The 25647-nt window shown below is 67.6% G+C and carries 26 protein-coding genes and 1 tRNA gene; 13 read left to right on the plus strand and 14 right to left on the minus strand.

From position 1 onward, the window contains the following. Positions 1 to 83: 83 nt before the first annotated feature. Together PT015_RS20045 and PT015_RS20050 are read left to right on the plus strand one after the other, a co-directional pair. Complete coding sequence (locus PT015_RS20045) at positions 84 to 455, plus strand: hypothetical protein (RefSeq protein ID WP_285186745.1); 372 nt, start codon at positions 84 to 86, stop codon at positions 453 to 455. A gap of 108 nt (positions 456 to 563) precedes the next feature. Further along, on the plus strand, positions 564 to 1127 hold the full coding sequence (locus tag PT015_RS20050) for a uracil-DNA glycosylase family protein (RefSeq protein WP_390888041.1): 564 nt from the start codon (positions 564 to 566) through the stop codon (positions 1125 to 1127). Here the strand turns inward: PT015_RS20050 and PT015_RS20055 are convergent. Then, positions 1116 to 1189: transfer RNA gene (locus PT015_RS20055), tRNA-Gly, on the minus strand. The two genes, PT015_RS20050 and PT015_RS20055, sit on opposite strands and share 12 nt — an antisense overlap. Before the next feature lie 56 nt (positions 1190 to 1245). Between PT015_RS20055 and dcd the strand changes: the two genes are divergently transcribed. The 9 genes from dcd to rfbA all read left to right on the plus strand — a co-directional run bounded on the left by dcd (position 1246) and on the right by rfbA (position 11584). Then, positions 1246 to 1815 (plus strand): dCTP deaminase, encoded by a 570-nt coding sequence (gene dcd, locus PT015_RS20060; protein ID WP_285186746.1) that lies wholly within the window; start codon positions 1246 to 1248, stop codon positions 1813 to 1815. Positions 1816 to 1857: 42 nt separating this feature from the next. Then, complete coding sequence (locus PT015_RS20065; protein ID WP_285186747.1) at positions 1858 to 3135, plus strand: ammonium transporter; 1278 nt, start codon at positions 1858 to 1860, stop codon at positions 3133 to 3135. A 176-nt stretch (positions 3136 to 3311) separates the two neighbouring features. Further along, positions 3312 to 5255 carry a DUF7159 family protein gene (locus PT015_RS20070; RefSeq protein ID WP_285186749.1) on the plus strand — a complete coding sequence of 648 codons (1944 nt, stop codon included), beginning with the start codon at positions 3312 to 3314 and terminating at the stop codon, positions 5253 to 5255. Between the two features lie 219 nt (positions 5256 to 5474). Then, the gene (locus PT015_RS20075) at positions 5475 to 7121 is read left to right on the plus strand and encodes a DUF7159 family protein (protein ID WP_449247397.1); all 1647 of its coding nucleotides are present in this window, start codon (positions 5475 to 5477) and stop codon (positions 7119 to 7121) included. Positions 7122 to 7210: 89 nt separating this feature from the next. Then, entirely contained in the window at positions 7211 to 8689 is a 1479-nt protein-coding gene (locus PT015_RS20080; protein ID WP_390887870.1) for a DUF7159 family protein, read from the plus strand. After that, positions 8662 to 8913 carry a hypothetical protein gene (locus tag PT015_RS24750; protein WP_390887871.1) on the plus strand — a complete coding sequence of 84 codons (252 nt, stop codon included), beginning with the start codon at positions 8662 to 8664 and terminating at the stop codon, positions 8911 to 8913. Before PT015_RS20080 ends, PT015_RS24750 begins: the two co-directional genes overlap by 28 nt. Positions 8914 to 8976: 63 nt before the next feature. Beyond that, on the plus strand, positions 8977 to 10302 hold the full coding sequence (locus PT015_RS20085) for a UDP-glucose dehydrogenase family protein (RefSeq protein WP_285186751.1): 1326 nt from the start codon (positions 8977 to 8979) through the stop codon (positions 10300 to 10302). Positions 10303 to 10345: 43 nt separating this feature from the next. After that, positions 10346 to 10714 (plus strand): nuclear transport factor 2 family protein, encoded by a 369-nt coding sequence (locus tag PT015_RS20090; RefSeq protein ID WP_285186753.1) that lies wholly within the window; start codon positions 10346 to 10348, stop codon positions 10712 to 10714. Between the two features lie 3 nt (positions 10715 to 10717). Beyond that, positions 10718 to 11584, plus strand: coding sequence for a glucose-1-phosphate thymidylyltransferase RfbA (gene rfbA / locus PT015_RS20095; RefSeq protein WP_285186754.1), 867 nt, complete (start codon positions 10718 to 10720; stop codon positions 11582 to 11584). A 3-nt stretch (positions 11585 to 11587) separates the two neighbouring features. Here rfbA and PT015_RS20100 read toward each other — a convergent pair whose 3' ends face one another. Further along, positions 11588 to 12823: a PPE family protein gene (locus PT015_RS20100; RefSeq protein ID WP_285191196.1), complete on the minus strand. Its 1236-nt coding sequence runs from the start codon at positions 12821 to 12823 to the stop codon at positions 11588 to 11590. A 439-nt stretch (positions 12824 to 13262) separates the two neighbouring features. On the opposite strand from PT015_RS20100, the gene PT015_RS20105 reads away from it, so the two are divergent. Beyond that, positions 13263 to 13685 carry a DUF732 domain-containing protein gene (locus PT015_RS20105; protein WP_285186755.1) on the plus strand — a complete coding sequence of 141 codons (423 nt, stop codon included), beginning with the start codon at positions 13263 to 13265 and terminating at the stop codon, positions 13683 to 13685. A gap of 9 nt (positions 13686 to 13694) precedes the next feature. Here PT015_RS20105 and PT015_RS20110 read toward each other — a convergent pair whose 3' ends face one another. The 7 genes from PT015_RS20110 to PT015_RS20140 form a co-directional block, all read right to left on the minus strand. After that, positions 13695 to 14987, minus strand: a complete 1293-nt coding sequence (locus PT015_RS20110) for a pyridoxal phosphate-dependent aminotransferase (protein WP_285191197.1) — start codon at positions 14985 to 14987, stop codon at positions 13695 to 13697. A gap of 27 nt (positions 14988 to 15014) precedes the next feature. After that, a complete protein-coding gene (locus PT015_RS20115) occupies positions 15015 to 18059 on the minus strand; it encodes a heterodisulfide reductase-related iron-sulfur binding cluster (protein ID WP_449248152.1) in 3045 nt (1014 codons plus the stop codon). A gap of 203 nt (positions 18060 to 18262) precedes the next feature. Next, positions 18263 to 18667: a hypothetical protein gene (locus PT015_RS20120; RefSeq protein ID WP_285186757.1), complete on the minus strand. Its 405-nt coding sequence runs from the start codon at positions 18665 to 18667 to the stop codon at positions 18263 to 18265. Between the two features lie 2 nt (positions 18668 to 18669). Continuing rightward, positions 18670 to 19065 (minus strand): hypothetical protein, encoded by a 396-nt coding sequence (locus PT015_RS20125; protein WP_285186759.1) that lies wholly within the window; start codon positions 19063 to 19065, stop codon positions 18670 to 18672. A gap of 49 nt (positions 19066 to 19114) precedes the next feature. After that, entirely contained in the window at positions 19115 to 19432 is a 318-nt protein-coding gene (locus PT015_RS20130) for a hypothetical protein (protein WP_285186760.1), read from the minus strand. Beyond that, the gene (locus PT015_RS20135) at positions 19417 to 19596 is read right to left on the minus strand and encodes a hypothetical protein (protein WP_285186761.1); all 180 of its coding nucleotides are present in this window, start codon (positions 19594 to 19596) and stop codon (positions 19417 to 19419) included. The genes PT015_RS20130 and PT015_RS20135 overlap by 16 nt, the downstream gene beginning before the upstream one ends. A gap of 15 nt (positions 19597 to 19611) precedes the next feature. Further along, positions 19612 to 20541, minus strand: a complete 930-nt coding sequence (locus PT015_RS20140) for an LLM class F420-dependent oxidoreductase (RefSeq protein WP_285186763.1) — start codon at positions 20539 to 20541, stop codon at positions 19612 to 19614. A gap of 58 nt (positions 20542 to 20599) precedes the next feature. Here PT015_RS20140 and PT015_RS20145 point away from each other — a divergent pair, with 58 nt between their 5' ends. Further along, entirely contained in the window at positions 20600 to 21256 is a 657-nt protein-coding gene (locus PT015_RS20145) for a dihydrofolate reductase family protein (protein ID WP_285186765.1), read from the plus strand. Here the strand turns inward: PT015_RS20145 and PT015_RS20150 are convergent. The 5 genes from PT015_RS20150 to PT015_RS20170 form a co-directional block, all read right to left on the minus strand. Then, positions 21204 to 22478, minus strand: coding sequence for an MFS transporter (locus tag PT015_RS20150; protein ID WP_313825901.1), 1275 nt, complete (start codon positions 22476 to 22478; stop codon positions 21204 to 21206). The two genes, PT015_RS20145 and PT015_RS20150, sit on opposite strands and share 53 nt — an antisense overlap. A gap of 33 nt (positions 22479 to 22511) precedes the next feature. Further along, the gene (locus PT015_RS20155) at positions 22512 to 22739 is read right to left on the minus strand and encodes a peptide-methionine (S)-S-oxide reductase (protein ID WP_285186769.1); all 228 of its coding nucleotides are present in this window, start codon (positions 22737 to 22739) and stop codon (positions 22512 to 22514) included. A gap of 123 nt (positions 22740 to 22862) precedes the next feature. Beyond that, on the minus strand, positions 22863 to 23414 hold the full coding sequence (locus PT015_RS20160) for a hypothetical protein (RefSeq protein WP_285186770.1): 552 nt from the start codon (positions 23412 to 23414) through the stop codon (positions 22863 to 22865). A 53-nt stretch (positions 23415 to 23467) separates the two neighbouring features. Next, positions 23468 to 25150 carry a sulfatase-like hydrolase/transferase gene (locus tag PT015_RS20165; protein WP_285186772.1) on the minus strand — a complete coding sequence of 561 codons (1683 nt, stop codon included), beginning with the start codon at positions 25148 to 25150 and terminating at the stop codon, positions 23468 to 23470. A 24-nt stretch (positions 25151 to 25174) separates the two neighbouring features. Continuing rightward, positions 25175 to 25630 (minus strand): PPOX class F420-dependent oxidoreductase, encoded by a 456-nt coding sequence (locus PT015_RS20170; protein WP_285186773.1) that lies wholly within the window; start codon positions 25628 to 25630, stop codon positions 25175 to 25177. Positions 25631 to 25647: the final 17 nt, after the last annotated feature.

Raw genomic sequence — 25647 nt, forward strand, 5'->3', positions numbered from 1 at the left:
ATTTGAAAGGGATGGAACACCCTTCGCCGCTGCCTGTCGTGTGCTTAACCTTCGTTGCCGAGTGAAGACGAAGGGACGACCACATGTTCACGCAGCGCACCGTTATCGCAATCCTCGCCGGCGTAGGCGCCAGCGCTCTCGTCGCAGTCGCTCCGATAGCCGGTGCCGACGACCCGCTTTGCGAGCAGAAGCCGCCGGACCAACGGCAGCAATGCGAGCAGAACCCGGGTGCGGGTATTCCGGACCAGATTGCCGACGCCGCGCAGCGTGGGCCACAACTGGTCAAGCCATTCATCGATCCGAAGACGGGCAAGGTCAACCCGGGACCGGTCGGCGTGCGTGCGCTCATCAACGGAGTCGATACCTGCATGCCGGCCGGTACTCCCGCTCCTTTGGGAGCCGACGTGCAGCCGGTTCCGGGCGACCCGACCGGGCACTGCATACTCGGGTCGTAGGCAGAGCAAGGGGGCCATGCGATGTCGCCGACACGCAGTGATCGCCGGCGGCGGGACCACGACATGCTGGCCCAGCGAATCAAGGCGTGCAAGAAGTGCGGCGACGACATGAACGTGGAAGCCAAGACACAATCGTCGCCGGCCTACGGCGACATAGATTCACCGGTCGTCGTAGTGGGTCAGAGCCTTTGCGGTCCATGCATGAAAAAGCAGCAACCGTTCTACGGTGGCAGCGGAAAGCACCTAGACCGAGCTCTCGAGCGAGCCGGCCTTCGAAAAGAGATGATCTACACGACCAACGTCGTGCACTGTCATCCCGAGAAGAATGTTGCCTCCACGCGCGAGTGGATCGACAACTGTGCGCCCTATCTACGGGAAGAGCTTGCGATCGTGCAGCCTCGCGTGGCAGTCGGTTTCGGCGACGACGCACACGATGCATTGCGACAAATCTTTCCAAATTCGACAGAGCTGACCTGGCCGCCGAGAGCCGTGGCCGGATCCGCGCCACGTCGGGGCCAGAGTCCCGCTCTCTTGTTTCCGCCGCACCCCGGATCATTTCGGTGGATCCCCACTGCGGACGGAAAGCGCGCGAGAGCGGTTGAAGAGTGGGAAAGCTGCCTAGCGCGAGTCTTCGCGTGGTCGTTCGACCTCGAGCCCACCTGGAGCCGATGACGGGAATCGAACCCGCGTATTCAGCTTGGGAAGCTGATGTTCTGCCATTGAACTACATCGGCAATGTTGCCTGGGAAGGCTAGCACTCGCGGGGCATCCCAGCGGCTACGCTCGTCGCGTGCTGCTTTCCGATCGCGATCTCAGGGCCGAAATCGCCGCCGGCCGGTTGGGAATCGACCCGTTCGAGGACGCCCTGGTCCAACCGTCCAGCGTCGACGTCCGCCTCGACAGCTTGTTCCGGGTGTTCAACAACACCCGCTACACCCACATCGACCCGAAGCAGCAGCAAGACGAGTTGACCACGCTGGTGGAGCCGGCCGAGGGTGAACCATTCGTACTGCATCCCGGCGAGTTCGTTCTTGGGTCAACCCTCGAAACGTGCACGCTCCCTGAGGATTTGGCCGGCCGGCTCGAGGGCAAGTCCTCGCTCGGCCGACTGGGTTTGCTGACGCACTCGACCGCCGGCTTCATCGATCCCGGCTTCAGCGGACACATCACCCTGGAGCTCTCCAACGTCGCGAACCTGCCGATCACGCTGTGGCCCGGCATGAAGATCGGACAGCTCTGCATCCTGCGGCTGACCAGTCCGGCCGAGCATCCGTATGGCAGCGATTCGGTCGGGTCGAAGTATCAGGGCCAGCGCGGTCCCACGCCGTCGCGGTCCTATCTGAACTTCGTCAAAGACTGAGCCAACGCGCGGCAGCGGCGATTCGGCCTTATTCTCCTTCGAATGCAGCAAGTCGATCCCGCCGCGACTGCCTGGCTACTAGCCAGCACAGCCCTGGTGATGCTGATGACGCCGGGGCTGGCGATCTTCTACGGCGGCATGGTGCGCACCGCCGGTGTCCTGAACATGATCATGATGAGCTTCATCGCGATCCCGCTCGTGACGGTGGCGTGGCTGCTTGTCGGCTACTCGCTGGCGTTCTCCGGCGACGGCGGCGGGTTCGGTCTCATCGGCGATCTCGCCCACATCGGGATGGCGGGCATCGGCCCCGGCACCTTGCACGGCGCTGTTCCCGAACTGCTGTTCGCCACCTTCCAGCTCACATTCGCGATCATCACCGCCGCACTGGTCAGCGGCGCGATCGCCGACCGCGCGCGGTTCTCCGCCTGGGTGGTGTTCGTCCCCGTGTGGGCCATCGCCGTCTACTCCGTCGTTGCGCACTGGGTGTGGAACCCGCACGGCTGGATGTTCAAGCTCGGCGTGCTCGACTACGCCGGCGGCCTCGTCGTCGAAATCGTCTCCGGCGCCTCAGCGCTGGCGCTCGCCCTGGTCCTGGGTCCGCGTATCGGCTTCATGAAGGACGCCATGCGCCCGCACAACCTGCCCTTCGTGTTGCTCGGTGTGGGCCTGCTGTGGTTCGGCTGGTTCGGTTTCAACGCCGGGTCGGCGCTGGCCGCCAACGGCTTAGCCGCGGCGATCTTTCTCAACACGCTGGTAGCAGGATGTGTCGGCATGCTTGGTTGGCTGGCCGTTGAGAAGATCCGCGACGGGCGGCCGACGACGTTCGGTGCGGCGTCCGGTGTCGTCGCGGGCCTCGTTGCGATCACGCCCTCCTGCGGCACGGTCAACACCCTGGGTGCGGTCGCCGTTGGACTGGCTGCGGGCATCGTGTGCTCGTTCGCGATCACCCTCAAGTTCAAGTTCGGCTACGACGACTCGCTTGACGTCGTCGGCGTGCACTTCGTCGGAGGTGTCGTCGGGGTGCTGCTCATCGGAATGCTCGCCACGGATGTCATGACCGGCGGCGCGTCGGGTCTCGTCTACGGCGGCGGATTTCTTCAGTTCGGCAAGCAGGCCCTGGCGGCCGCCGTCGTCGCGGTCTACGCGTTCGGGATGTCGTTTCTGCTGGCCAAAATCGTCGATCGGTTCTTCGGCTTCCGCGTCAGCCCTGAGGACGAGACGGCGGGGATCGACTTCAGCGAACATGCCGAGACTGCGTACGCCGAGGGTGTGCACGGCCATCTGGCCTCACGCCGCCCGTCGGCGATCGGCGATCACTGAGCGGCGACACGGGGTCGCGGTCCGACGCCGTCGAGGTCTATCTGAATTTCATAAGCTCTGCTTAACTTCGGCTGCCCCACCGCACAGCTTGCGCGGAGAATATTCAGGAGTAGCGCCGGACGCGGTGTTGCCTCCGCCCAAAACCGTGGCGCGCTGCGAAAGGTTCTGGAGGCGCGGTGGATATCGTGCTCGGGGTGTCGATGGCACCCACATCGGTTCGAATGCTGCTGGTAGAAGGTGAAGACGCCGACGGCGTCACCGTGGAAGACAATCAATTCGCCTTCACCGCGGACGACGATGCGGCGACACTGAGCGCCGCCGATCAGGTGATCTCGGCGATCCTGGGAACCCGCGAAGGCGCAATCGAGGCCGGCCACGCCCTCACGTCGACCGGCGTCACATGGACCGATCCGGTGGACGCCGCCGCCCTGCGCGACGCGCTCGCCACCCGCAAGGTCGAGAACGTCATGCTGGTGTCGTCCTTCATGGCCGCGGCCGCGTTGGCACAGACGGTCGGTTGCACGGTCGGCGACACGCACACCGCGCTGCTTTTCCTCGAACCCGACACCGCGACGCTGGCGATCGTCGACTCCGCCGACGGTTCCATCACCGACGTCCACAAAGAGTTGATGTCGGGCGGCCACAGCATCACCGAATTGGCCGGCATGGTGGCCGGTTTGGAGTCGCTGGAAACCCGCCCGCAGAGCGTGTTCATCGTCGGATCCGGCGTCGACGTCGCGACGATCAAGCCCCAATTGGAAGCTGCCACAGCACTTCCCGTCACCGCCGCCGAGGAACCCGACACCGCGCTCGCGTGGGGCGCCGCTCTGGCGTCGGCCAACGCTCCGCTGTTCGCCTCGTCGACGGCGGCGCTGGCTTACGCGCTCGATCCCGGTACGGGCGCGATAGACCCGTATGCCGTAGCACCGGGATACCTTGCGGCGCCGGATGTTCCGTTAGGCGCTACGCCGGGCGAGGACGATCTGGCCTACAGCGCGGTACCGGATGAGGATGCCGACGCGCACACCATTGCCCAGGATCCGTTGGGTGATCAGCATTTCGACGACGAACACTTCGGCGACGAGCCCGGGCGACGCCCACTCGTGCTGGTCGGCAGCATCCTTGCGGTTGCCTTCGTCGCGGCCGCCCTGTCGCTGGAAGTGGCTCTGGCGCTTGGTATTAAGCCCAGCGTTGCGCTGCTGCCGAGGCCGCTGCAGAACCTGATCATTCAGTCGCCGGTTCCCGCCGCGCCGCCGGCCCCGGCTTCGGCTCCGGCTCCGGCTCCGGCGAGCGTCGACGTTCCCGCGGTCGCGGTCCCGCCCGCGAATGTGCCGATCCCGGCGGCCCTGCCACCGGCGCCGGCGGCCCCTGCTCCCGCGCCGCCGCCGGCCGCACTGCCGATTCCGGCCCCGGCGCCGATCATCGAGGCTCCGCCGCTACCGGCCGCACCGCCACCTGCCCCCGTGGTCGCGGCACCGCCGGTTTTCGTCCCGCTACCGGTGCCGATCCCCGTGCAGCGACCGAATCCCGTCCACGTGGGTCCGGTGCGCGGGCCGACGCCGCCCGTGCACGTGCCCCCGGCGCCCCCGCCCGTGCAGCTTCCGGACCCGAAGCCACCGGTCAGCGTGCCGCAGCCGCCCGTGGTCGTCCCGCCGGTCGTCGTCCCGCCGGTCCAGCCTCCGGTGCAACAACCGGATCCTGTGCGCCCGCAGTCGCCGCCGCTCATTCCGGGGCTACCGGGTCTGCCGGAGTTGGGCATTCCGGGGCTTCCGGGCATACCGGCGCCCGGTGTGCCGCAAGGCCCGTCGCAGCACTCTCCGGGCGGGAACCCGGGCGGCTCCGGCGGCAACCCCAGCGGCATTGGCGGTAACCCCGGCGGTTTCGGCGGGGGACCGGGTGGCTTTGGCGGCAATCCCGGCGGTAACCACGGCGGCTTCGGCGGGGGTCCAGGCGGGTTTGGCGGCGGCAACCCTGGCGGCGGTCCGAGCGGTGGCCACGGCTCCGGCGGGTTTGGCGGCGGCGGCTTCGGTAGCGGCGGATTTGGTGGTGGCGGGCACAGCGGAGGCTTCGGCGGCGGTGGCTTCGGTGGCGGCGGCCACGGCGGCGGTGGACACCACTAGCCCGGTGGCCCGAACCGTGAGAAGGTAAAATCGGCTACGAAGAGTCGGCCCCGGGGGCTTCAGTGGACAGTCGTCCCTGGCCACTTCTTCATAGAAAACAGCTAGGTCCGCGGTAGTTTTGCCGCGTTCCGGAGTGGCAATAACGTCTGTGTTCGCGGCCGTGAACGGCGCGCTTTTTCAGACGGCCCGCGGACGACTAGCGAAGTGGCGGGAGGATTGGTGGACACCGTACTCGGTGTGTCGATGGCGCCCACTGCGGTCCGCATCGTGCTGGTCGAGGGACAAAATGCCGACGGCGCGACCGTCGATGAAGACAATTTCGCCGTCAGCGGCAACGAAGATCCAGCAACGTTCAGCGGGCCGGACCAGGTGGTCGCGGCGATTCTTGGCACCCGCGAGGGGGCCAACGAAGCCGGCTACGACCTGCTGTCGACGGGTGTGACCTGGACCGACCAGCATGCCGCCGCCGAGCTGCGCGACGTGCTGGCCGCCCGCAAGGTCGAGAACGTGATGCTGGTGTCGTCGTTTCTGGCCGCCGCGGCGCTGGCGCAGTCGATGGGCAGCGCCACCGGTTACGCCCGCAACGCCCTGCTCTACGTCGAGCCCGACACCGCCACTTTGGCCGTGGTGAACACCACCGACGGCTCGATCATCGATGTGCAGCGCGAGCAGCTGCCCGACGACGACGACCAGGCGGTGGCTGCGCTGGTCAATCTGGTCTCCGCCGCCGGAGAACACGACCAGAACCCCGAAGGCCTGCTGGTGGTGGGCGCGGGAGTCGACATTCCATTGATCAAGCCGGCCCTCGAAGACGCGGCCTCGCTCCCCTTGAGCGTGCCCGACCATCCCGAGACGGCACTGGCCCGCGGCGCCGCGCTCGCGTCGGCCCACGCGCCGCTGTTCGCCTCGTCGACCGCGGCGTTGGCGTATGCGCTGGACCCGGGCACCGGCTCGGTCAGCCAACACGTGGACGCGCCCGGCTACCTGGCCGTTGCCGAGGCCGCCGTACCCGACCCGGATGCGGGTGCGGACGCGCTGGCCTACAGCGCCGTCGCCGACGACTCGGCGGCCGTGTACACCCAGCTGGGTCCCGATGCGTACGAACCCGAAGACTTCACCACCGGGATGTACCCCGACTTCGGTCGGCTGCAGCAGGAACACGAGAGCCGCCGGCCGTTCCTGGTGGCGATGGGCGTGCTACTCGTCTTCGTCACCGGCGTGATGGGGCTGGTGATCTCGCTCGCGTTCAGCATCCGGCCGTCGGCCAACACCCGACCCAGCCTCAGCCACAACGTGATTGCACCGGCCCGCATCCCGGCTCCCGCCGCGCCTCCAGCGCCCGCGCCGGTGCCGGAGGCCGCTCCGATCCCGGCGGCCGTCCCGGCACCCGCTCAGATCCCCGCCCCGGCGCCGCCGCCTGCGTTTGCACCCGCCCCGGCGCCGCCGCCGATCTTCGCCCCACCCCGCCGGCGGTCGTGCCGGCGCCGATCCCGATTCCGATCGCCCCGATTCCCGGCCTGGTGCCGGGGCCGGGCTGGGGAGGACCCCCCGACCGCGGTCCCGGCTGGGGTGGTCCGGGCGGCCCAGGGCGCGGACCCGACTGGGGTGGTCCCGGGCGTGGGCGCGGTCCCGACTGGGGCGGCCCAGGACGCGGCCCCGGCCCGAAAGGCCCAGGTTGGGGCGGTCCTGGCGGCGGCAAAGGGAAGGGCGGCTTCCCGGGCATTCCCGGTATCCCGGGCTTCGGTCACGGCGGTGGCGGCGGCTGGGGCAAGGGCGGCGGCGGCTGGGGCCATGGCGGCCACGGCGGCCACGGCCACTGACACGCGCGACCGCATAGGGAAAACAACCCATAGCCGCGTGGTCTGACCAGTCGGTATCGTCGTACTAGCAGACATCGAGCTCACTGCTCACGCCGCTGGACACCTGTTTGGCAAGCGAGCAGTTTTGGAGGAGAAGTGGACACCGTACTTGGCGTGTCGATGGCACCCACTGCGGTCCGCATGGTTCTTGTCGAGGGCGAGAACGCCGATGGCGTGACGGTCGACGAAGACGGTTTCGACGTCAACGCGTCTGCGGATGCCCCGACGATCAACGCTGCTGACCAGGTTGTCTCGGCCATTCTTGGTACCCGGGAGGGTGCCGTCGACAGCGGTTACGACGTCCGGTCCATCGGCGTGACCTGGACCGATCCGATCGAGGCGGCGGCACTGCGCGACGCGCTGGCGGCTCGCAAGGTCGAGAACGTGATGCTGGTGTCGTCGTTCCTGGCCGCTGCGGCGCTGGCGCAGGTCGTTGGCGGCTCCGTCGGATACGCCAAGACCGGGCTGCTGTTCGTCGAGCCCGACACCGCCACGCTGGCCGTGGTCAACACCGCCGACGGCTCCATCGCGGAGGTACACCGGCAGCCGCTGACGCCGGGGCGCGACTCCCTCTCCGAACTGGCCGCGCTGGCATCCGGCGCCCAGGGCCTGGACACCCGGCCCGACGGTCTCTTCCTGGTCGGCTCCAACGGCGTTGACATCACGACACTCAAGCCGCAGCTAGAGGCCGCGACCGGGCTGATCGTCAGCGCACCCGAGGAACCTGAGACCGCGCTGGCGCGCGGGGCGGCGCTGGCGTCGGCCAACGCCCCGTTGTTCACCTCGTCGACAGAAGCGCTGGCTTACGCGCAGGACCCCGGCACCGGCTTCATCAACCCGTACGCCGTCGCGCCGGGCTACTTCGACGTCGCAACCGATAACAAGACCGGCGAGCAGGCTCTGGCCTACAGCGCGGTCGCCGACGACGACGACGACTTCACCGCGTTCGCCGACGAAAGCGAATTCGAGACCGGCCTCTACACCGGCTCCACCTATACCGGCGTCGCCGAGGCCCAACCGGAAGGCGGCCGTCGGCCGTTGTTCCTGGTCGGCAGTGCCGTCGCCGCGCTGTTCGTCGTGGGTGCCGCCGCGCTGCTGGTCGCCCTGGCCATCAACCTGCGGCACACCGCCGACACCCGGTCCGACCCCGGCCACGGCGCCAAACCCGCGCCCGCCTCGGCGCCCGCGCCGCCCCGGCGGCACCCCGCCGGCCCCGGAAGCGCCCGCCCCGGCACCCGAAGCGCCGGCACCCGCGCCCGAAGCTCCGGCCCCGGCACCCGAGGCCCCCGCGCCCGCGGCACCTGCACCGGCGCCCGTGCAGGTCGCCCCGGCGCCCGCACCGGCCGCGCCTCCTGCCGTTCCCGCTCCGGTGGCCCCGGCCCCGGCGCCGCCACCCGCGGTCGTCCCGATTCCCATTCCGGTTCCGGGCGTCCCGCCGATCTTCGGTGGGCCTCGACAGGGACCGTGGGGTCCCGGTGGTGGGGGCTATCCCGGCAACGGCGGTGGCGGCTATCCCGGCAACGGTGGCGGCGGCTATCCCGGCAACGGTGGCGGCGGTGGTGGCTACCCCGGTAACGGTGGTGGTGGCGGCGGCTATCCCGGTAACGGTGGCGGCGGTGGTGGCTACCCCGGTAACGGTGGTGGTGGCGGCGGCTGGCCCGGCGGCGGAGGCGGTGGCGGTGGCCACGGCAGCGGCGGCAGTGGCGGCGGCCATGGTGGCGGGGGTCACGGCGGCTGGGGCCACTGACCGGCGCCCTCTGGCCTGCGCTTTCAACCCGCAGCACGAAACCGTCACCTGACGTTTGACCCCCGCTCAGGAGAGCGATGCCGTTAGCTCATTGCGGCGACTTACACACGGGTGTATGAGGTGCACCGTATTTGGTACCGGTTATCTGGGTGCTACCCACGCCGCGGGGATGGCCGAGCTGGGGCACGAGGTAGTCGGCGTCGACATCGATCCCGGTAAGGTCGCCAAGCTGGCCGCGGGTGACGTCCCGTTCTACGAGCCCGGATTGCGAAAGATGTTGCGCGACAACATCGCCGCCGGGCGTCTTCGCTTCACGACCGACTACGATCTGGCCGCCGACTTCGCCGACGTGCACTTCCTCGGCGTCGGCACACCGCAGAAGCGTGGTGAGTACGGTGCCGACCTGAGTCATGTCCACGCGGTAATCGACACGCTCGCACCGCGTTTGACAGGCCCCGCGGTGATCGTCGGAAAATCCACCGTTCCCGTCGGGACCGCCGCCGAGTTGGTACAGCGCGCCCGCGGGGCCGCGCGCCGCGGCGTGGACGTGGAAGTGGCGTGGAATCCGGAATTCCTCCGCGAGGGGTTCGCGATCCAGGACACCCTGAAGCCCGACCGCATTGTGCTTGGCGTGCAGGACGGTTCGACGCGGGCCGAGGCGGCGATCCGGGAGATGTACGCGCCGATGCTCGAGGCGGGTGTCCCGTTCCTGGTGACGGACCTGCAGACTGCCGAACTGGTCAAGGTGTCCGCGAACGCCTTCCTGGCGACCAAGATCTCCTTCATCAACGCGATCTCCGAGGTGTGTGAGGCCGCGGGCGCCGACGTGACGCTGCTGGCGGACGCCCTCGGGCACGATCCCCGCATCGGGCGTCGATTCCTCAACGCGGGCTTGGGCTTTGGCGGTGGCTGCCTGCCGAAGGACATCCGGGCGTTCATGGCCCGCGCCGGCGAGCTGGGAGCCGACCAGGCGCTGACATTCCTGCGGGAAGTCGACAACATCAACATGCGCCGCCGCACCCGCATGGTCGAACTCGCGACCAAGGCCTGCGGCGGTTCACTGTTGGGGGCCAACATCGCGGTGCTCGGCGCGGCGTTCAAGCCCGAATCCGATGACGTGCGGGACTCCCCGGCCCTCAACGTGGCCGGCCAGCTGCAGCTCAACGGGGCGGCCGTCAACGTCTACGACCCCAAGGCGCTGGAGAACGCGCAGCGACTCTTCCCGACGCTGAATTACGCAGTGTCGGTGGAGGAAGCGTGTGATCGCGCCGATGCGGTGCTGGTGCTCACGGAGTGGCCGGAGTTCGTCGACCTCGACCCCGGCGCGCTCGCTGACCGGGTGCGCTCCCGCGTCGTGGTCGACGGTCGCAACTGCCTCGACCTGCATCGCTGGCAGCAGGCCGGCTGGCGCGTCCACGCCCTGGGGCGGCGCGTAGCCTGACCGTTCGACCCGCCGCGCCGCTCGACGCGGTACGTTTCTCTGCATGACCACATCGGAGATCGCCACCGTACTGGCTTGGCACGATGCGCTGAACGCAGCCGACGTCGACACGTTGCTGAGCCTGTCCAGCGACGACATCGAAGTGGGCGACGCGCACGGCGCGGCCCAGGGCCATGCCGCGTTGCGGGACTGGGTGACCGCCAACCCGCGCACTATCGAGGTCGGCCGGCTGTTCGTCCACGACGGCGTGGTGGTGGTGGAACAAAAGATCAGCGGCCCAGGCGAATCCGGCTCCGGCGCCGCGTCGGCCTTTCGTGTGGTGCACGACCACATCACCTCGGCGTTCCGCCACGCCAGCCTCGCCGCAGCGCTGGCCGCGACTGAACTGACTGACGCCGACCTGGTGGAGTAGACGATGCGCGGGATCATCCTGGCCGGCGGTGCGGGCACCCGCCTCTACCCGATCACGATGGGCGTCAGCAAACAGCTGCTGCCGGTCTACGACAAGCCGATGATCTACTACCCGCTGTCCACGCTGATCCTGGCGGGCATCCGTGACATCCAGGTCATCACGACCGCTTCGGATGCACCGGCATTCGCGCGAGTGCTCGGCGACGGCAGCGCATTCGGCATCAGTATCAGCTACGCCGTGCAGGACGAGCCGAAAGGTCTGGCGCAGGCGTTCGTGATCGGTGCCGACCACATCGGCTCCGACCCGGTGGCATTGGCGTTGGGCGACAACATCTTCTACGGCCCCGGCTTGGGCACCAACCTGCGGCGCTTCCAAAACCTCAGCGGTGGAGCAATTTTCGCGTACTGGGTGGCCAACCCGTCGGCCTACGGTGTCGTCGACTTCGGCGATGACGGCATTGCGCTGTCGATCGAAGAGAAGCCGGCCACACCGAAATCGAACTACGCGGTACCGGGTCTCTACTTCTACGACAACGACGTGATCGAGATCGCCCGGGGTCTGAAGCCTTCCGCGCGAGGCGAATACGAGATCACCGACGTCAACCGGACCTACCTGAACCAGGGTCGGCTGGCCGTCGAGGTGCTCGCCCGTGGCACCGCCTGGCTGGACACCGGGACGTTCGACTCGCTGGCCGACGCCGGCGACTACGTGCGGACGCTGGAGCGTCGGCAGGGCCTGAAAGTCGGTGTGCCCGAAGAGGTGGCCTGGCGGATGGGCTTCATCGACGACGACCAACTCGTTCAGCGCGCGCAGTCGCTGCTGAAGTCGGGGTATGGGGCGTACCTGCTGGAGTTGCTGGAACGCCGCTGAGGCTCAGCCGCCCGACAGCGGACGGCCCATGACGGTCAGCCGGTTACCGTAGCGCGGGCCGTGCCCGAAGGCGCCGGACCGGTTGGCGGACGCGCCCGGCATACCGGGCATGCCGGCCGGAACCGCACCTGTCCCGCCGCCCTGCGGGCCGACCGCGTTGGTCCAGCCGCCGCCGGCGTACGTGACACCGCTGTGGTTGGCGACCTGCGCCGTCGCTGTCCAGGTCGGCGGGACGGACAACTTGCCGACCAGCGTGCTGCCGTACGCGTTCGCCGAGACGCCGCCACCTGGAAGGCTCGTCGGCATTGGCATCGGGGCCGGCGGTGGCTTGATCGCGGCCGTGACACCGGCGCCGCCGGGGGCGGTCTCGCCCGGGCCCACCGAGTTGACGTCGGCCAGGGCGCTGAACACCGCGGGCGCGATGAGCGCCGGGCTGGTGTATCCGGCCGAGACGAAACCGTTCGTCAAGCTGGAGTTCAGGAAGGTGCCGATGGAGTTGCCGTCGGCGCCGTCCAGGAAGTTGAGGAGCTGGCCGAGGAATCCGAAGTCGTTCGGCGCCGCCGGTGTCGCCGCCGCGGGTATCGGCGACGTCAGCTGTTGCAACGACGACGGCACGTTGGAGAGCACCTGCTGCAGTTGCGACTGCACGCCGGTCCCCGTGCTCGCGGCCTGGGACTGGCTGACGGCCGAGCCCTGGAGCGCCTGAGCGGCCGGGTTCGACGTCTCCGGTGGCTGGGTGAATGGCTTGACCTTGGTCGCGGTCGCCGAGCTGCCCGCGTAGCCGTACATAGCGCCGGCATCCTGGGCCCACATCTCGCCGTACAGCGCCTCGGTCGCCGCGATCGCCGCGGTGTTCTGGCCGATGACGTTGGTCGCCACCAGCATCGCCAGCTGGGCCCGATTGGCGGCGATCACCGGCGGAGGGATCATCAACGCGAATGCCGTCTCGAAGGCGGTCGCAGCAGCCGAAGCCTGGGCGGCGGCCTGCTCAGCCTGCGCTCCGGCGGCGGTCATCCAGGCGATGTACGGCGCGACGGCGGCTGCCATCGTCGCCGAGGTGGGTCCGCGCCAGTCGTCGTCGGACAGGACGTTGATGGTGTTCTGGTACTGAATGGCCGCGGAATCGAGCTCGGCGGCAAGGAGGTTCCACGCGGCCGAGGCGGTCCGAAGTGGTGCCGATCCGGGCCCGGAATACATTCTCCCCGAATTGATTTCAGGGGGTAACGCGCCGAAATCCATGGTCAGATGTCCGACCCGGGAGGCGTCGAGATACACGATCGGTTGCGGTTGGCCGTTGCTGCGGGCGGCAGCGCCTGCTGTGCAACAGAAAACATCGCAACTCTCCTTTCGATGAAAACGGATCTATACAGATCTATGGTGCTGGATTTGTGTCGAGTGCGGGAGTGCACGGGGCTTGCGCACCCTCGAAATCAGGTCGTGTGCACCGCAGGGCAACTCGTGCAGCCACGTCTGTGTGGCAGGCCAATATGGCGGCAGCATTGGCAGAGATGTAACCCATAGTGCGCCTAACCTTCACTGCGGCGCGCGGTTGCGATCAAATTCATAGAAAGTTCAAACTTTCTGTCGCTTGGGCGAACCACGCAAGAAATTTGCTTGAAGACGCTCGGCGAACGGTGTGACGCTAGCAGGTGAACAGCGCATACGCTGAATGACCGAGATGACGACACCGAACCCCGACCCCAAGCCGCTGCCCGTGCTGGCCATCGTGGCGGCGATGCTCCTGTTGGTCGGCGCCTTCACGGCCGTCTTCGTGTTCGGCCGGCTGAAGCAGGACGGCGCCCATCCGGCGTCGTCTCCGGGCGCGATGTCGCCGACGGCGGCCGCCGACAGCCCGGGCAAGGAGAGCCAGTTCATCCGGCGGCTCGAGGTGCAGAACCTCCAACTGGACCGATCCGACGCCGCCGCGGTCGGTGATGCGCATCATGTGTGCGAGCGATTCCTGGGTGGGGAGAGCAAGGGCCAGATCATCTCTGAGATGCTGCAGGGATCGCCGGGCATGTCACCCGACACCGCCACCGACTTTGCCGATACGGCCATCGACGTCTACTGCCCCGACGGCCACCGGGACGATCCGACCTGACCCGGTTCGCTACTGGCGGTAGGTGGACAGGAAGTTGCCCAATCGCTCGATGGCGCGGGACAGGTCGCGCGACCACGGCAGCGTGACGATCCGTAGGTGATCCGGTGCGGGCCAATTGAATCCGGTTCCCTGCGTGACGAGGATCTTCTCCTGCAGCAACAGGTCGAGCACGAGTTGCTCGTCGTCGGCGATCTCGTAGACCTCGGGATCAAGCCGCGGGAAGGCGTACAGCGCTCCGGCGGGCTTGACGCAGGAGACACCGGGGATGTCGTTGAGCTTCGACCAGGCGACATCGCGCTGTTCGAGCAGGCGCCCGCCGGGCAGCACCAGGTCGTCGATGCTCTGATGGCCGCCGAGCGCGACCTGAATGGCATGCTGCGCAGGGACATTCGGGCACAACCGCATATTGGCCAGCAGGTGGATGCCTTCGATGAAGCTGCTGGCATGTTCTTTGGGGCCGGTGATGGCGAGCCAGCCGGCCCGGTAGCCGGCCACCCGGTAGGCCTTGGACAGCCCATTGAACGTGAGGCACAACAGATCTGGCGCGACCGAGGCCAGGCTGACGTGCTTCGCGTCGTCGTAGAGGATCTTGTCGTAGATCTCGTCGGCCAGCAGCAGCAGTTGGTGCTTGCGTGCGAGATCGGCGATCTGCGTGAGGACTTCGCGGCTGTATACCGCGCCGGTGGGGTTGTTGGGGTTGATCACCACCAGCGCCTTGGTGCGCTCGGTGATCTTGGACTCGATGTCGGCGATGTCCGGTTGCCAGCCCTGGGTCTCGTCGCACAGATAGTGCACGGGTGTGCCGCCTGCCAGCGACGTCGACGCCGTCCACAAGGGGTAGTCGGGGGCGGGGATCAGGATCTGATCACCGTTGTCGAGCAGGGCCTGCAAAGTCAGCGTGATCAGTTCCGAGACGCCGTTGCCGAGATAGACGTCGTCGACGTCGAATCGCGGGAAATCCTCGACGAGCTCGTAGCGCGTGACCACCGCCCGTCGTGCCGGCAGGATGCCCTTGGAATCGGAGTAGCCCTGCGCGTACGGCAGCGCCTGGATCATGTCGCGCATGATCACGTCGGGGGCGTCGAAGCCGAACGGCGCGGGGTTGCCGATGTTCAGCTTGAGAATGCGGTGGCCCTCGGCTTCGAGGCGCGCGGCATGATCGTGCACCGGCCCGCGGATCTCGTAGAGCACGTCCTGCAGCTTCGATGACTGCGCGAACGTACGCTGCCGCGGCTGATGTCCCGCGCCCTGCCACGGCAGCTGATGAGTGGTCACGTCATCAATGGTGCCACGGTTGTCTATCTAATTAATAATTCCGCGGCGGCCTGATCAGCGCTTACCTGGCGGACGGGCGCCACGGGCGATGCCCAGACCCTTCACCGGGGCGGCCGGTGCGTCGTCGCCGTTGCTCTCGGCAGGCGCCGATTTCGGCTCTCCCTTCGCCTCGGGTTCGGGTGTGGTCTCGGGTTCCTTGGTCTCCGGTTCGGCGGCTGCCGGCTCCTTGGCCGCCGGCGCTGCCGGAGCGGCCTTCTTGGCCCCTGGACGCTTCGCCCCGGCCGCGATGCCCAGTCCCTTGACCGGCGCGGCCTCGGTCTTGGCCTCGGCGGCCGGCTCCGGCTTCGCCGTTTCGGACTCGGGCTCAGCGGCCGGCGCCGACGGAGCCGCGGCCTCCGGCTTCGCGGCGGCCGTCTTCTTGGCACCGGGGCGTTTGGCGCCACCGGCGATGCCCAGTCCCTTGACCGGTGCGGCCTCGGTCTTGGCTTCGGCGGTGGTTTCGGTGCTCGACGACGCGTCTGCCGGTTCGGCTTCCGGCTTTGCGGCCGCGGTCTTCTTGGCACCGGGACGCTTGGCGCCACCGGCGATACCGAGACCCTTGACCGGTGCGGCGGTGTCGGCTGCCTCGGTAGTCGCTTCTGCCGCTTCGGCTTTCGGGGCCGCCGTCTTCTTGGCCCCGGGACGCTTGGCGCCGCCGGCGATGCCCAGGCCGGTGACGGCCTTTGCCTCGGACTTGTCGTCGTCGGCCTCGGCGGCTTCGGCGGCTTCGGGCTCGGCTTCTTTTTCCTCGGCCGGAGCGGTCGCGGTCGGCGTCGACGCCTTGGGCTCGGCCTTGGCGGCCTTTTCGGCGCGCTCGGCGGCCTCCTTGGCGGCGGTGCCCTTCTCCGGCAACGTGATTGCGTCGCGGTCGAGCGACTCGAGCAGCAGCTGGGCGACGTCGCGGACGTCCACCCCCTCGCGGCCGGCGGCCTCCTGACGGTCGTTCACACCATCGGTAACCATCACCCGGCAGAACGGGCAGGCCGTCGCGACGGTGGTGGCGCCGGTGGCCAGCGCCTCGTCGACACGGTCGTGGTTGATCCGCTTGCCGATGTGCTCTTCCATCCACATCCGGGCACCGCCGGCGCCACAGCAGAAGCTGCGCTCGGCGTGCCGCGGCATCTCGGCCAGTTTCGCGCCCGCCGCGCCGATCAGCTCGCGCGGCGCCTCGTAGACCTTGTTGTGCCGGCCCAGGAAGCACGGGTCGTGGTAGGTGACGTCCTGGGGGGAGGCAGGGGTCACCGGGACCAGCTGCTTGTCGCGCACCAGCCTGTTCAGCAGCTGGGTGTGGTGCAGCACGGAATAGTTGCCGCCGAGCTGCTTGTACTCGCGGCCCAGCGTGTTGAAGCAGTGTGGGCAGGTGACCACGATCTTGCGGTCGACGGTCTCCACGCCCTCGAACAAGTCGTCCAGGCTTTCCTTGGCCTGCGCGGCCAGCTGCTGGAACAGGAACTCGTTGCCGGAGCGGCGGGCCGAGTCGCCGTTACACGTCTCACCCGTGCCCAGCACCAGATACTTCACGCCGGCGGTGGCCAGCAGTTCGGCAACGGCTTTGGTGGTCTTCTTGGCCTTGTCGTCGTAGGCGCCCGCGCAGCCGACCCAGAACAGGTACTCGAAGCCATCGAAGCTATCGACGTCCTCGCCGTACACCGGGACGTCGAAGTCGACCTCACTGATCCAGTTGGTTCGGTCGCCCGCGTTCTGACCCCACGGATTGCCTTTGGTCTCAAGGTTTTTGAACAGCACCGAGAGCTCCGACGGGAACTCGGACTCCATCATGACCTGGTAACGGCGCATGTCGACGATGTGATCGATGTGCTCGATGTCCACCGGGCACTGCTCGACGCAGGCGCCGCAGTTCACGCAGGACCACAGCACGTCGGGGTCGATCACGCCGCCCTGCTCGGCTGTCCCGACCAGCGGGCGGGTGGCCTGGGCCGGGCCGGAGCCGACGATGCGGCCGAAGCCCGACTCGGGGACGTGGTGTTCTTCGGCGTGCTTTTCGCCGGTCAGGTCTTCGGTCAGCCCGCCTTCGGGTGTGCTTTCCAGCGGCGTCTCTTTCTCGCCGAGGATGTAGGGCGCTTTGGCCATCCAGTGGTCGCGCAGATCCATGATGACGAGCTTGGGGGACAACGGTTTTCCGGTATTCCACGCCGGACACTGCGACTGGCAGCGCCCACACTCGGTGCAGGTGGCGAAGTCGAGGTTGCCCTTCCAGGTGAAGTCCTCGATCTTGCCGCGGCCGAACACCGCGTCCTCGGCGGGATCCTCGAAGTCGATCGGCTTGCCGTCCGATTCGAGCGGCAGCAGCGGGCCCAGCCCGTTGGGCAGTCGCTTGAAGGTGACATTGATCGGCGCCAGGAAAATGTGTAGGTGCTTGGAGTGCAGCACGATCACCAGGAACACCAGCGCCACGGCGATGTGCGCGAGCAGCGCGATGGTCTCGATCCACTCGTTGGCGGTCACCCCCAGCGGTTGCATCAGCACGCCCATGCCGTGCGAGAAGAACGCGCCCCACCCGTAGGGCAGAGTGCCGGTGACCGCCGAGGCGCCGCGGAAGATCGAGAAGCTGAAGATGACCAGGAAGATCATGAACAGGATCAGCCACGCGCCGCCGGTGTGCGAGCCGTAGAACCGGGACGAGCGGCCGTACTCCTTGGGTTCGGAGCGCAGGCGGATGATCGCGAAGGTCGTGATGCCGAACAGCACACCGAGCGCGATGAAGTCCTGCAGGAAGCCCAGTACGTTCCACTGCCCGACGAGCGGGATGTGGAAGTGGTCGTTGAACAGCGCGCCGTAGGCCTCGACGTACACGGTGGCCAGGATGAAGAAGCCCCACATGGTCAGGAAGTGCGCGACGCCGGGGATTGACCATTTCAGCAGCTTGCGCTGGCCGAAGACCTCGGAGATCTGCGCCCAGACGCGCGCGCCGACGTCGTCGGTGCGGCCGGTGACCGGCTGCCCGGACATGGTGAGTTTGAACAGCCACAGAACGCGGCGAACCGCGAGCAAAGCGATGATCGCCGTCCCGCCCAGTCCGACAATGAGTCTGATCAGCATCTGCGTGTGCACGGAGCGTCTCCCCAAGATCTGTAGTTACTGACCGGTAACAAGGGCCATATTACCCGTCGGTAACTTATCTACTGCGCCTGCTCAAGCCGTATAAGCATGCTCATAGTGACATCTCCGGCGGGGTCACCGCGACGAAGGCTGCCCTAACTTGGCTGCCCTCATGGGCGATATGCAGGCGAAGCGTCGCCGAGTCAGAAGTGCGGGATCGGCGGTATCGGGGGCAAATAGCCGTGCCGGTGATGACGCCGCGGGTGCTGCGTGGTCCACGTGCTGGTGGGCGACGGTGCGGGCTCGATCGTCTCTTCGGTGGTGGTCGTCGGCTCAGTCGTCGACGGGGTGGTGGTCGTCGTGGTGGGTGTGGTTTGCGACGTCGTGGTCGAGGTGTGCGGGGTGGGCGCCGGCGAGCCGCCGCCGTTGCTGCGGGCCAGCACGGTCAGTCCGTACACGATGACTGCGATCAGAATCACCACCGCCAGCCCCCACAGGGCCAGGACCCACCGCTTCAGGTACCACGGCGACGGGTTGTCGACGGTGAACCGTTCGGTGTCGTCACCGCCCCTCGCATAGTCCCCGTACGGAGACTGGCCCCCATTCACTACTAGGGCGTCCCGCCGTCGTGGTGATGGTGGTGATGGTGGTGACCGTCGTCGGTGCTGGTGGGAGCCGCGGTGGTTGGCTCGGTCGTGGTCGGCTCGACGGTCGTCGACTCCGTCGGAGCGACGGAGTCGGTGGTGGTCGTGGTGGCCGGCGGCGACGTGGAGGTGGTCGGCGAGGTCGGCGTCTGCGTCGTGCCGCCGGTCCCGCCCGTCTGGTCGGCGAACAGGTAGAACGCGAGCCCGAGCAGGATGGCGACGAACAGTCCCAGCGCGACCAGGACGATCGGGTTGCGGTACCACGGTCCGCTGCCCTGAGGTGGTGGCTGGTCGCCGCCGTTGAGGTCGTAGAAGCCGGTCGGCGCTTCGCTGGGGTCGTCTGGTGATCCGTAGCCCGTCACGTGCGCCGATCCTAGCCGCGCAACCTGGCAGCTGTGCAGGGGCTGTGACTCAGAACCCGTGCGGCAGCGTGATCACAGTGTGCGGCAGCGTGATTGTCGACGGGATGTGCGGGTGATGGTGATGATGGGTCGGTGGCGCACCCGGAGCGGGGGAGTCGTTGGCCGGGGGTGCCTCGTCGGGAGTCTGTTCGGGCGACTCGTCCGGCGGTGTCGTGTCGGTGGTGGTCGACGGGCTGGTGGTCGATGACGTCGTCGACGTGCGGGTCGGCGTGGTCGACGACGTAGTGGTGGCCGGGCCGCTGGTCTCGCCGCCGCCGCGGGACAGCTCGACGATGCCATAGCCGATCAGCGTCAGCAGTAGCGCCACCAGCACCGCCCACAGCGCCAGCAGCAGGCGATTGCGGTACCAGGGGTGGGGGCGAAGTCGGGTTCGGCGGCGTCGGGGGTGGGCTCGAAGACCGGCCGATGCTGCGTGCCGTCGGCGCCATGGTCGGGCGTCCGATCGCTCGGGTCGTCCGAGGGGCCAGTCACGGCCCCGATGCTACGTCAGAGCTGCCGCGCCACTTCGTCGGCGAAAAGCCGCAGGTGCTCCAGGTCTGACATATCCAGCAGCTGCAGATACACCCGCTGGAGGCCGATCTCGGCGTACGGGCCGAGCTGATCGATGATCTGCGCGGGACTGCCGGCCAGCGGCGAATTGGACCGCAGCTCGTCGACCTCGCGCCCGATCGCGTCGGCGCGGCGCGCGACCTCGGCGTCGTCGCGCCCGGCGCACACCACGAAGGCCGCGGAGTAGGTCATCGAGTCGGCGGACCGGCCGACCGCCTCGACCGCCTCGCGCACCCGGTCGAACTGCGTCGTGATGGTGTCCATCGGCGCGAACGGCACGTTGTACTCGTCGGCGAAGGTCGCGGCCAGCCGCGGCGTCCGCTTGGCGCCCGATCCGCCGATGACGATCGGCGGATGCGGACGCTGCACCGGCTTGGGTAAGGCCGGCGAATCGTTGACTGCGTAGTGCGCGCCCGCGTAGTCGAATGTCTCGCCGGCCGGCGCGGTCCACAGGCCGGTGATCAGCTCGAGTTGCTCGGTGAGCCGGGCGAAGCGCTCGCGCAGCGGTAAGAACGGGATCGCGTAGGCCAGGTGTTCCTTTTCGAACCATCCGGTGCCGAGGCCGAATTCGACTCGTCCACCGCTCATTTCGTCGACCTGGGCCACCGAGATGGCCAGGGGTCCGGGATGGCGGAACGTCGCCGACGTGACCAGGGTGCCCAGCCGGATCGTCGACGTCTCGCGGGCGATCCCGCCCAGCGTCACCCAGGAGTCGGTCGGGCCGGGCAGCCCGTCACCGCTCATCGCCAGGTAGTGGTCGGAGCGGAAGAAGGCCGAGAAGCCCAGCGACTCGGCGACCTTCGCCACCGCGAGTTGGTCGGAGTAGGTCGCGCCCTGCTGCGGTTCAACGAATACCCGAAAGTCCACGAGAGCCAGACTAGGCGCACGGCGATGAGTCTTGGCCGCCGCCGGAGTCTGTCCACGCGTGAGCAAAACCAACCTTTCGATGTCGATATCGGCCGACGGCTACGTCGCGGGCCCGGGCCAGTGCCTGGAACACCCGGGCGGCGTCGGCGGTCAGAGCCTGCACCATTGGCACCGTGGGCCCGCGGCCGATCATCCCGTCAACAGCCGGGTGGTCTCCGACATGCTCGATGGCATGGGCGCAACGATCATGGGCCGCAACATGTTCGGACCGATCCGCGGGCCGTGGAACGACTCTGACTGGCAGGGTTGGTGGGGTGACGAGCCGCCGTATCACTGCCCGGTCTTCGTATTGACCCACCACCCGCACGAGCCGATCGAACTGCGGGGCGGGACGACGTTCCACTTCGTCACCGACGGTGTCGAAGCCGCCTATGACAGGGCCGTCGAGGCGGCCGGCGGAGCGCCGATCTCCATCGCGGGAGGCGCCTCGTGTGCGCGACAGGCGCTCGCGGCGGGCCTCGTCGACGAGATCGATCTGCAATTGAGTCCGATCATCCTGGGGTCGGGCGAGCGGCTGCTGGACGGCTTCGAGGCCGGCACGCCCGCGCTCGAACTCGACCGCGTCCTCGAAGCGCCCGGCGTCGTGCACGTGCGATACCGGGTTAAGGCTTCGCCTCCGAAACCGGCAACGGCCTCCCCGCGACTTCGGGGGTGAAGAACAACGTGGTGGTGCCGATGAACCCGGCGAACATCAGAACGAACGCCGGCATCATTGTGTTGCCGGTAGCGGAGATCAGCGACTGTGCGACCAGTGGGGTGGTGCCGCCGTAGGCGGACACCGCGAGGTTGTAGCCGATGGACACGCCGCCGTAGCGGACCTCGGGCGGAAACAGCGCCGGTAGCGTCGCCGGTTCAATGCTGTTGAGACACAACAGCGCTGACCCGATAATCAGCACGCCGACAGCCCTCGTTGCGAAGTCCGATCCGGTGCCCAGCAACAAAAATGCCGGTATCGATCCGATCAACAACAGCGCGCAACCCGCGGCTATCAGCGGCTTGACGCCGACCCGATCGGACAGGCCCGCAACGAAGACCACCAGAATTGCCGCAACTCCCAACGCCAGCAAAACCATCAGCATCGCTTCAGTGGCGGAGAGCCGCACGATCGCCTTGAGATAGGTCGGCACGTACCCGCTGAGCATGTAGTTGGTGCTGCAGATCGTCTGCTCCAGCCCGAAGCAGACCAGCAGTGGCCGCCAGTGGCCGATGATGGTTTGTCTGAGTTGCGCGAATTGCCCTCGCTCAGTGGGCATTTGCTCGGAGGCTTTCCCGAGTGTCTCGCCGAGGCGCAATCGCAAGATCACGGCGGTGAGCCCGAGCGGGAGGGCCAGAAAAAACGGTAGCCGCCAGCCCCAGCGGGCCATGTCGTCCGGGGGTAGCGCGAGTTGCAGTCCGGTGAGTACAGCGACTGCGGTGACGTTGCCACTCAACGTTCCCATTGGCAGGAAGCCGGCTAGCTTTCCACGTCTTCGGTCTGGCGCGGTCTCGACGATGTAGGTCATCGCGCCCGCGTACTCGCCACCGGTCGACAACCCCTGGCAGAGGCGCACCGCCACCAAAAGGATGGGCGCCCACACTCCGATGGACCGATAGCCCGGCAGCAGACCGGTCGCCGTCGCACTGAATGTCATCAGGCCAATGGTCATCAACAGCACCGGTTTTCGTCCGATCCGGTCGCCGAGCGGGCCGAAGATGATGCCGCCCAGCGGCCTGATGACGAACGCGACGGCCAACGTGCCGAATGTCGCGATCAGGTTGCCGGAGCCTGCCCCGGGATAGAACGTGTGCGCCAGGGTCGTCGCGACCAGGCTGTAGAGGCTGAAGTCATAGGACTCCATGAAGTTACCGACGGCTGTGCCCGCGATCGCCCGGCGCATCGCGGTCGGTTCCCGTGACGTCGACAAGCCGCGCTACTTCTGCAGGTAATCCTGATGCTCTTGCTCGGCGACCCGGAACGGGCCGGCCGGGTTCACCTCGGTGACGACTTCATGGGAGAACCGGCCAGATTTGTCGAGATCGGCGATCGCCCCGCCGGTATAGCCGACGCGAGACGAGAGCACCCCGTGCTGGTCGCGGATCCGATCTTGCAGGTTCCAAAAGCACCCGCCTGCCACGATCGCTTGCTGCTCGGACGACATCGGACGCGGATACCCAACCGCGCCGGCGGCTAAGCCCGCATGGCAATCGCGCGTGGCGTCGATAGGTGGTCACATCAGATTCGAGGTTGAGACTGTCCGACGATGAGTGGCGCCGGACAGCATTTAGAAGGTGTCGACCTTCTCGATGCTGACGAACATGCCGTGGCCGGTGTGCTCATTGGTGAACCGGGTGCCGCTCTCGGTGGCCGCGATGGTCCAGCCCGCGGCGTCGTAAGTCTTGTAATCGATTGTCACCGTAGGGATGTCGCCGAGGTTACCGAGTACCCACTGCACCTCGCCGGTGGCGGTGATGTTGACGCCGTTGGCGCGCTCACCGTCCTGCATCGGTGAATTGGTGAACTGTGCCTCGCAGCCGACGCTGTCGCTGTCGATCTGGCACCGCGTCTGACCGGACTTGGTCTCGATGAAGACGTGGCCGCTCTGGTCAGGCGGCAGAGGAATCGCGCTGGCCGGCGGAGTGGCGCTCGACGGGCCGGGCCGCGACGGGGACGGCTTCGGCTTCGGGAACGACGGTTCGGTGGGCCCCGCATTCGGAGACGGCACCGGGTTGCCTTGTGTGCTCGAGTGGCAACCGCTGAGCAGAGCAGCGCTGAGCGTCAGGCCGGCCAGCAATCGGCGGCCGTTCACCGGGGCAGTCACTCCATGCGGAAACATCGCGAATCAAGCGTACGCATCGGGCGACGCAAGTGACCGTAGTGACGCGCCGGTCAGCCGCCGCGAACGGAGACCAGGTGCCGCATGTCGGCCAGGCCCTGCTCCTGGGCGTTGGACAGCCGCGACGGCAGCGGCGCCCGCACCTCGGCCAGCACCGCGTGGTCGATCAGCCCCTGCAACTCGGCTTCCTTGGCGCTGCGCCCGGCCTGGTTGTCGACCTCCTGACGGCCTTCGGGCGTCGAATAGTCGTAGAGTTCGCGCTCGATCGGCCGGGAGGTGTCGATGTCCATGCCGCCTGGCTTCCAGTACGAGTACGTCGCGAGTTTGGCGTCGCGGGTCCGCACGGCGACGATGTGGTTCGGCGCCGATGTCGGGATGTTGGTCGGTATGTCCTTGATGCCGAACACCTTTCGCATCAGCGGCGACTTCAGCATCGTCTCCATCTCCTCGACCGACATGTCGTCTGTGACGTGGGCGACCCACGGCCGCCCGGGGGCCGACGCGTTGGCGGCGATCGCGGCGAGGTCGGCGCGCCCCGCCAGGTAGGCGTATCGGGGATCGGACCGCCAACCGTTTCCGCCGGAACCGATGGTCAGCAGCAGTGGCGCCAGGTCCACACTCGAGGTCAATTGTGAGCGGGTGTCGCCGGGCTTGGGTGTGAGATGACCGTGCGGATCCCGGATCGACAGCGGCACCCGGATCGCCTCGTCGTAGGCCGCTGCGCCCTTGCCGCGCAGGCCATGTGAGCCGCCGTATTCACCGTGGTCGGAGGTGAAGACCACCACGGTGTTGCGGTCGATCTCGGGCCGCGACGCCAGCTTGTCCAGCACCCGGCCGATCTGGGCGTCCACCTGCTGCTGCAGCCACAGATACATATCCAGGCAGCGCGCCCACCCGGACTGCAGGTCAGGACCAGAGTAGGACAACGCGCCGGTCATCAGCGGCGACATGAAATCCTGGTAGTCGAGCTGCAGCCGCGGCTTGTTGCGACGATGCAGGTCGTCCGGTGTCTCGAAGTTTCCTGGCGTCGACGAAAAGACATGCGGAACGTTCTCGGGGAGTGGGTTTTTCGGCCACCAGCAGATGTCGTGCGGGTTGACCAGCGAAACCGTTGTGCACCACGGGCCGTCGTCGACCTTGTCGTCGAACCATCCGTTGAACTGGTCGACGATGTCGTGATCCTCGTCCAAGCCCTGATGCGGCGCGCCATTGGGCGAGGGGAAGGTGCCGCCGAAAAAGCCATGAGCCGCAAGGCCTTCCGGGGTCATGTCGCCGGCGCGGCCGAGGTGCCACTTGCCCCACCACCAGGTGCGGTAGCCCTGCTCGCGCAGCATCGTGCCCCAGGTCGGGAACTGCGGGGACAGCGACGACTCGGTGGGCCCGGCCCCGGTGAACAGGCAACCGGTCTGGTGCGAGTAGAGCCCTGTGGTCATCACGCCGCGCGACGGCGTGCACATGTTCGAGGCCGTGTAGTGCGAATCAAACGACAGGCTATTACGTTGCAGCCGGGCAATATTGGGGAGCAGAGCGGCGAGCTTCGCCGACTCCGGGAACCACTGCGACGCCCGCATCTGGTCGACGACGATCACCAGGATGTTGGGCTTGTTGCCACCGGCAGCCGAGGACTCGCTGCGGCCCGGCTTGCGCAGCAGTTCGTATCCACCCACGCCGAGCGCCGTTGCGCTCGTCGCCACCGCAGCACCCGTCAGAACTGTCCGCCGTTTGATCGAAGGCATGGCTCCATCTATAGCCGATGTCGGCTAATGAGGGGGAAAGCCGCCCGTCGCCACCGGACCCCAGCGGCGCGGCGTCACGCGGATCAGACACTTGCCCTGCTTGGTCATCGCCTCGCGGTACTCGTCCCAATCGGGGTGCTCCCCGGCGATCGCGCGGTAGTAGTCGACCAGCGGTTCCACCGCGTCGGGTCCCTCGATCGACTCGGCGTCACCGTCGACCTGCACGTAGGCGTCGTTGAACTGGTCGGTGAGCACGACCACGCTGGCCTTCGGGGTGCGCCGGATGTTGGCGCTCTTGGCGCGTTGGGGATAACTCGATATCACCAGCCGGCCCTCGTCGTCGACGCCGCCGGTCACCGGCGAGGTCTGCGGCGATCCGTCCGCGCGAAAGGTGGTCAGCACCATGTGGTGCCGGGGGCGGACGAACTCGAGCAGCTCGGCACGGCCGACCGTGTCGGCGGTTGCAAACTTGGGAGACATGCCACCAACGTAGCCGG

This window comes from Candidatus Mycobacterium wuenschmannii (genome assembly GCF_030252325.1).
Taxonomy (GTDB): Bacteria; Actinomycetota; Actinomycetes; order Mycobacteriales; family Mycobacteriaceae; genus Mycobacterium; species Mycobacterium wuenschmannii.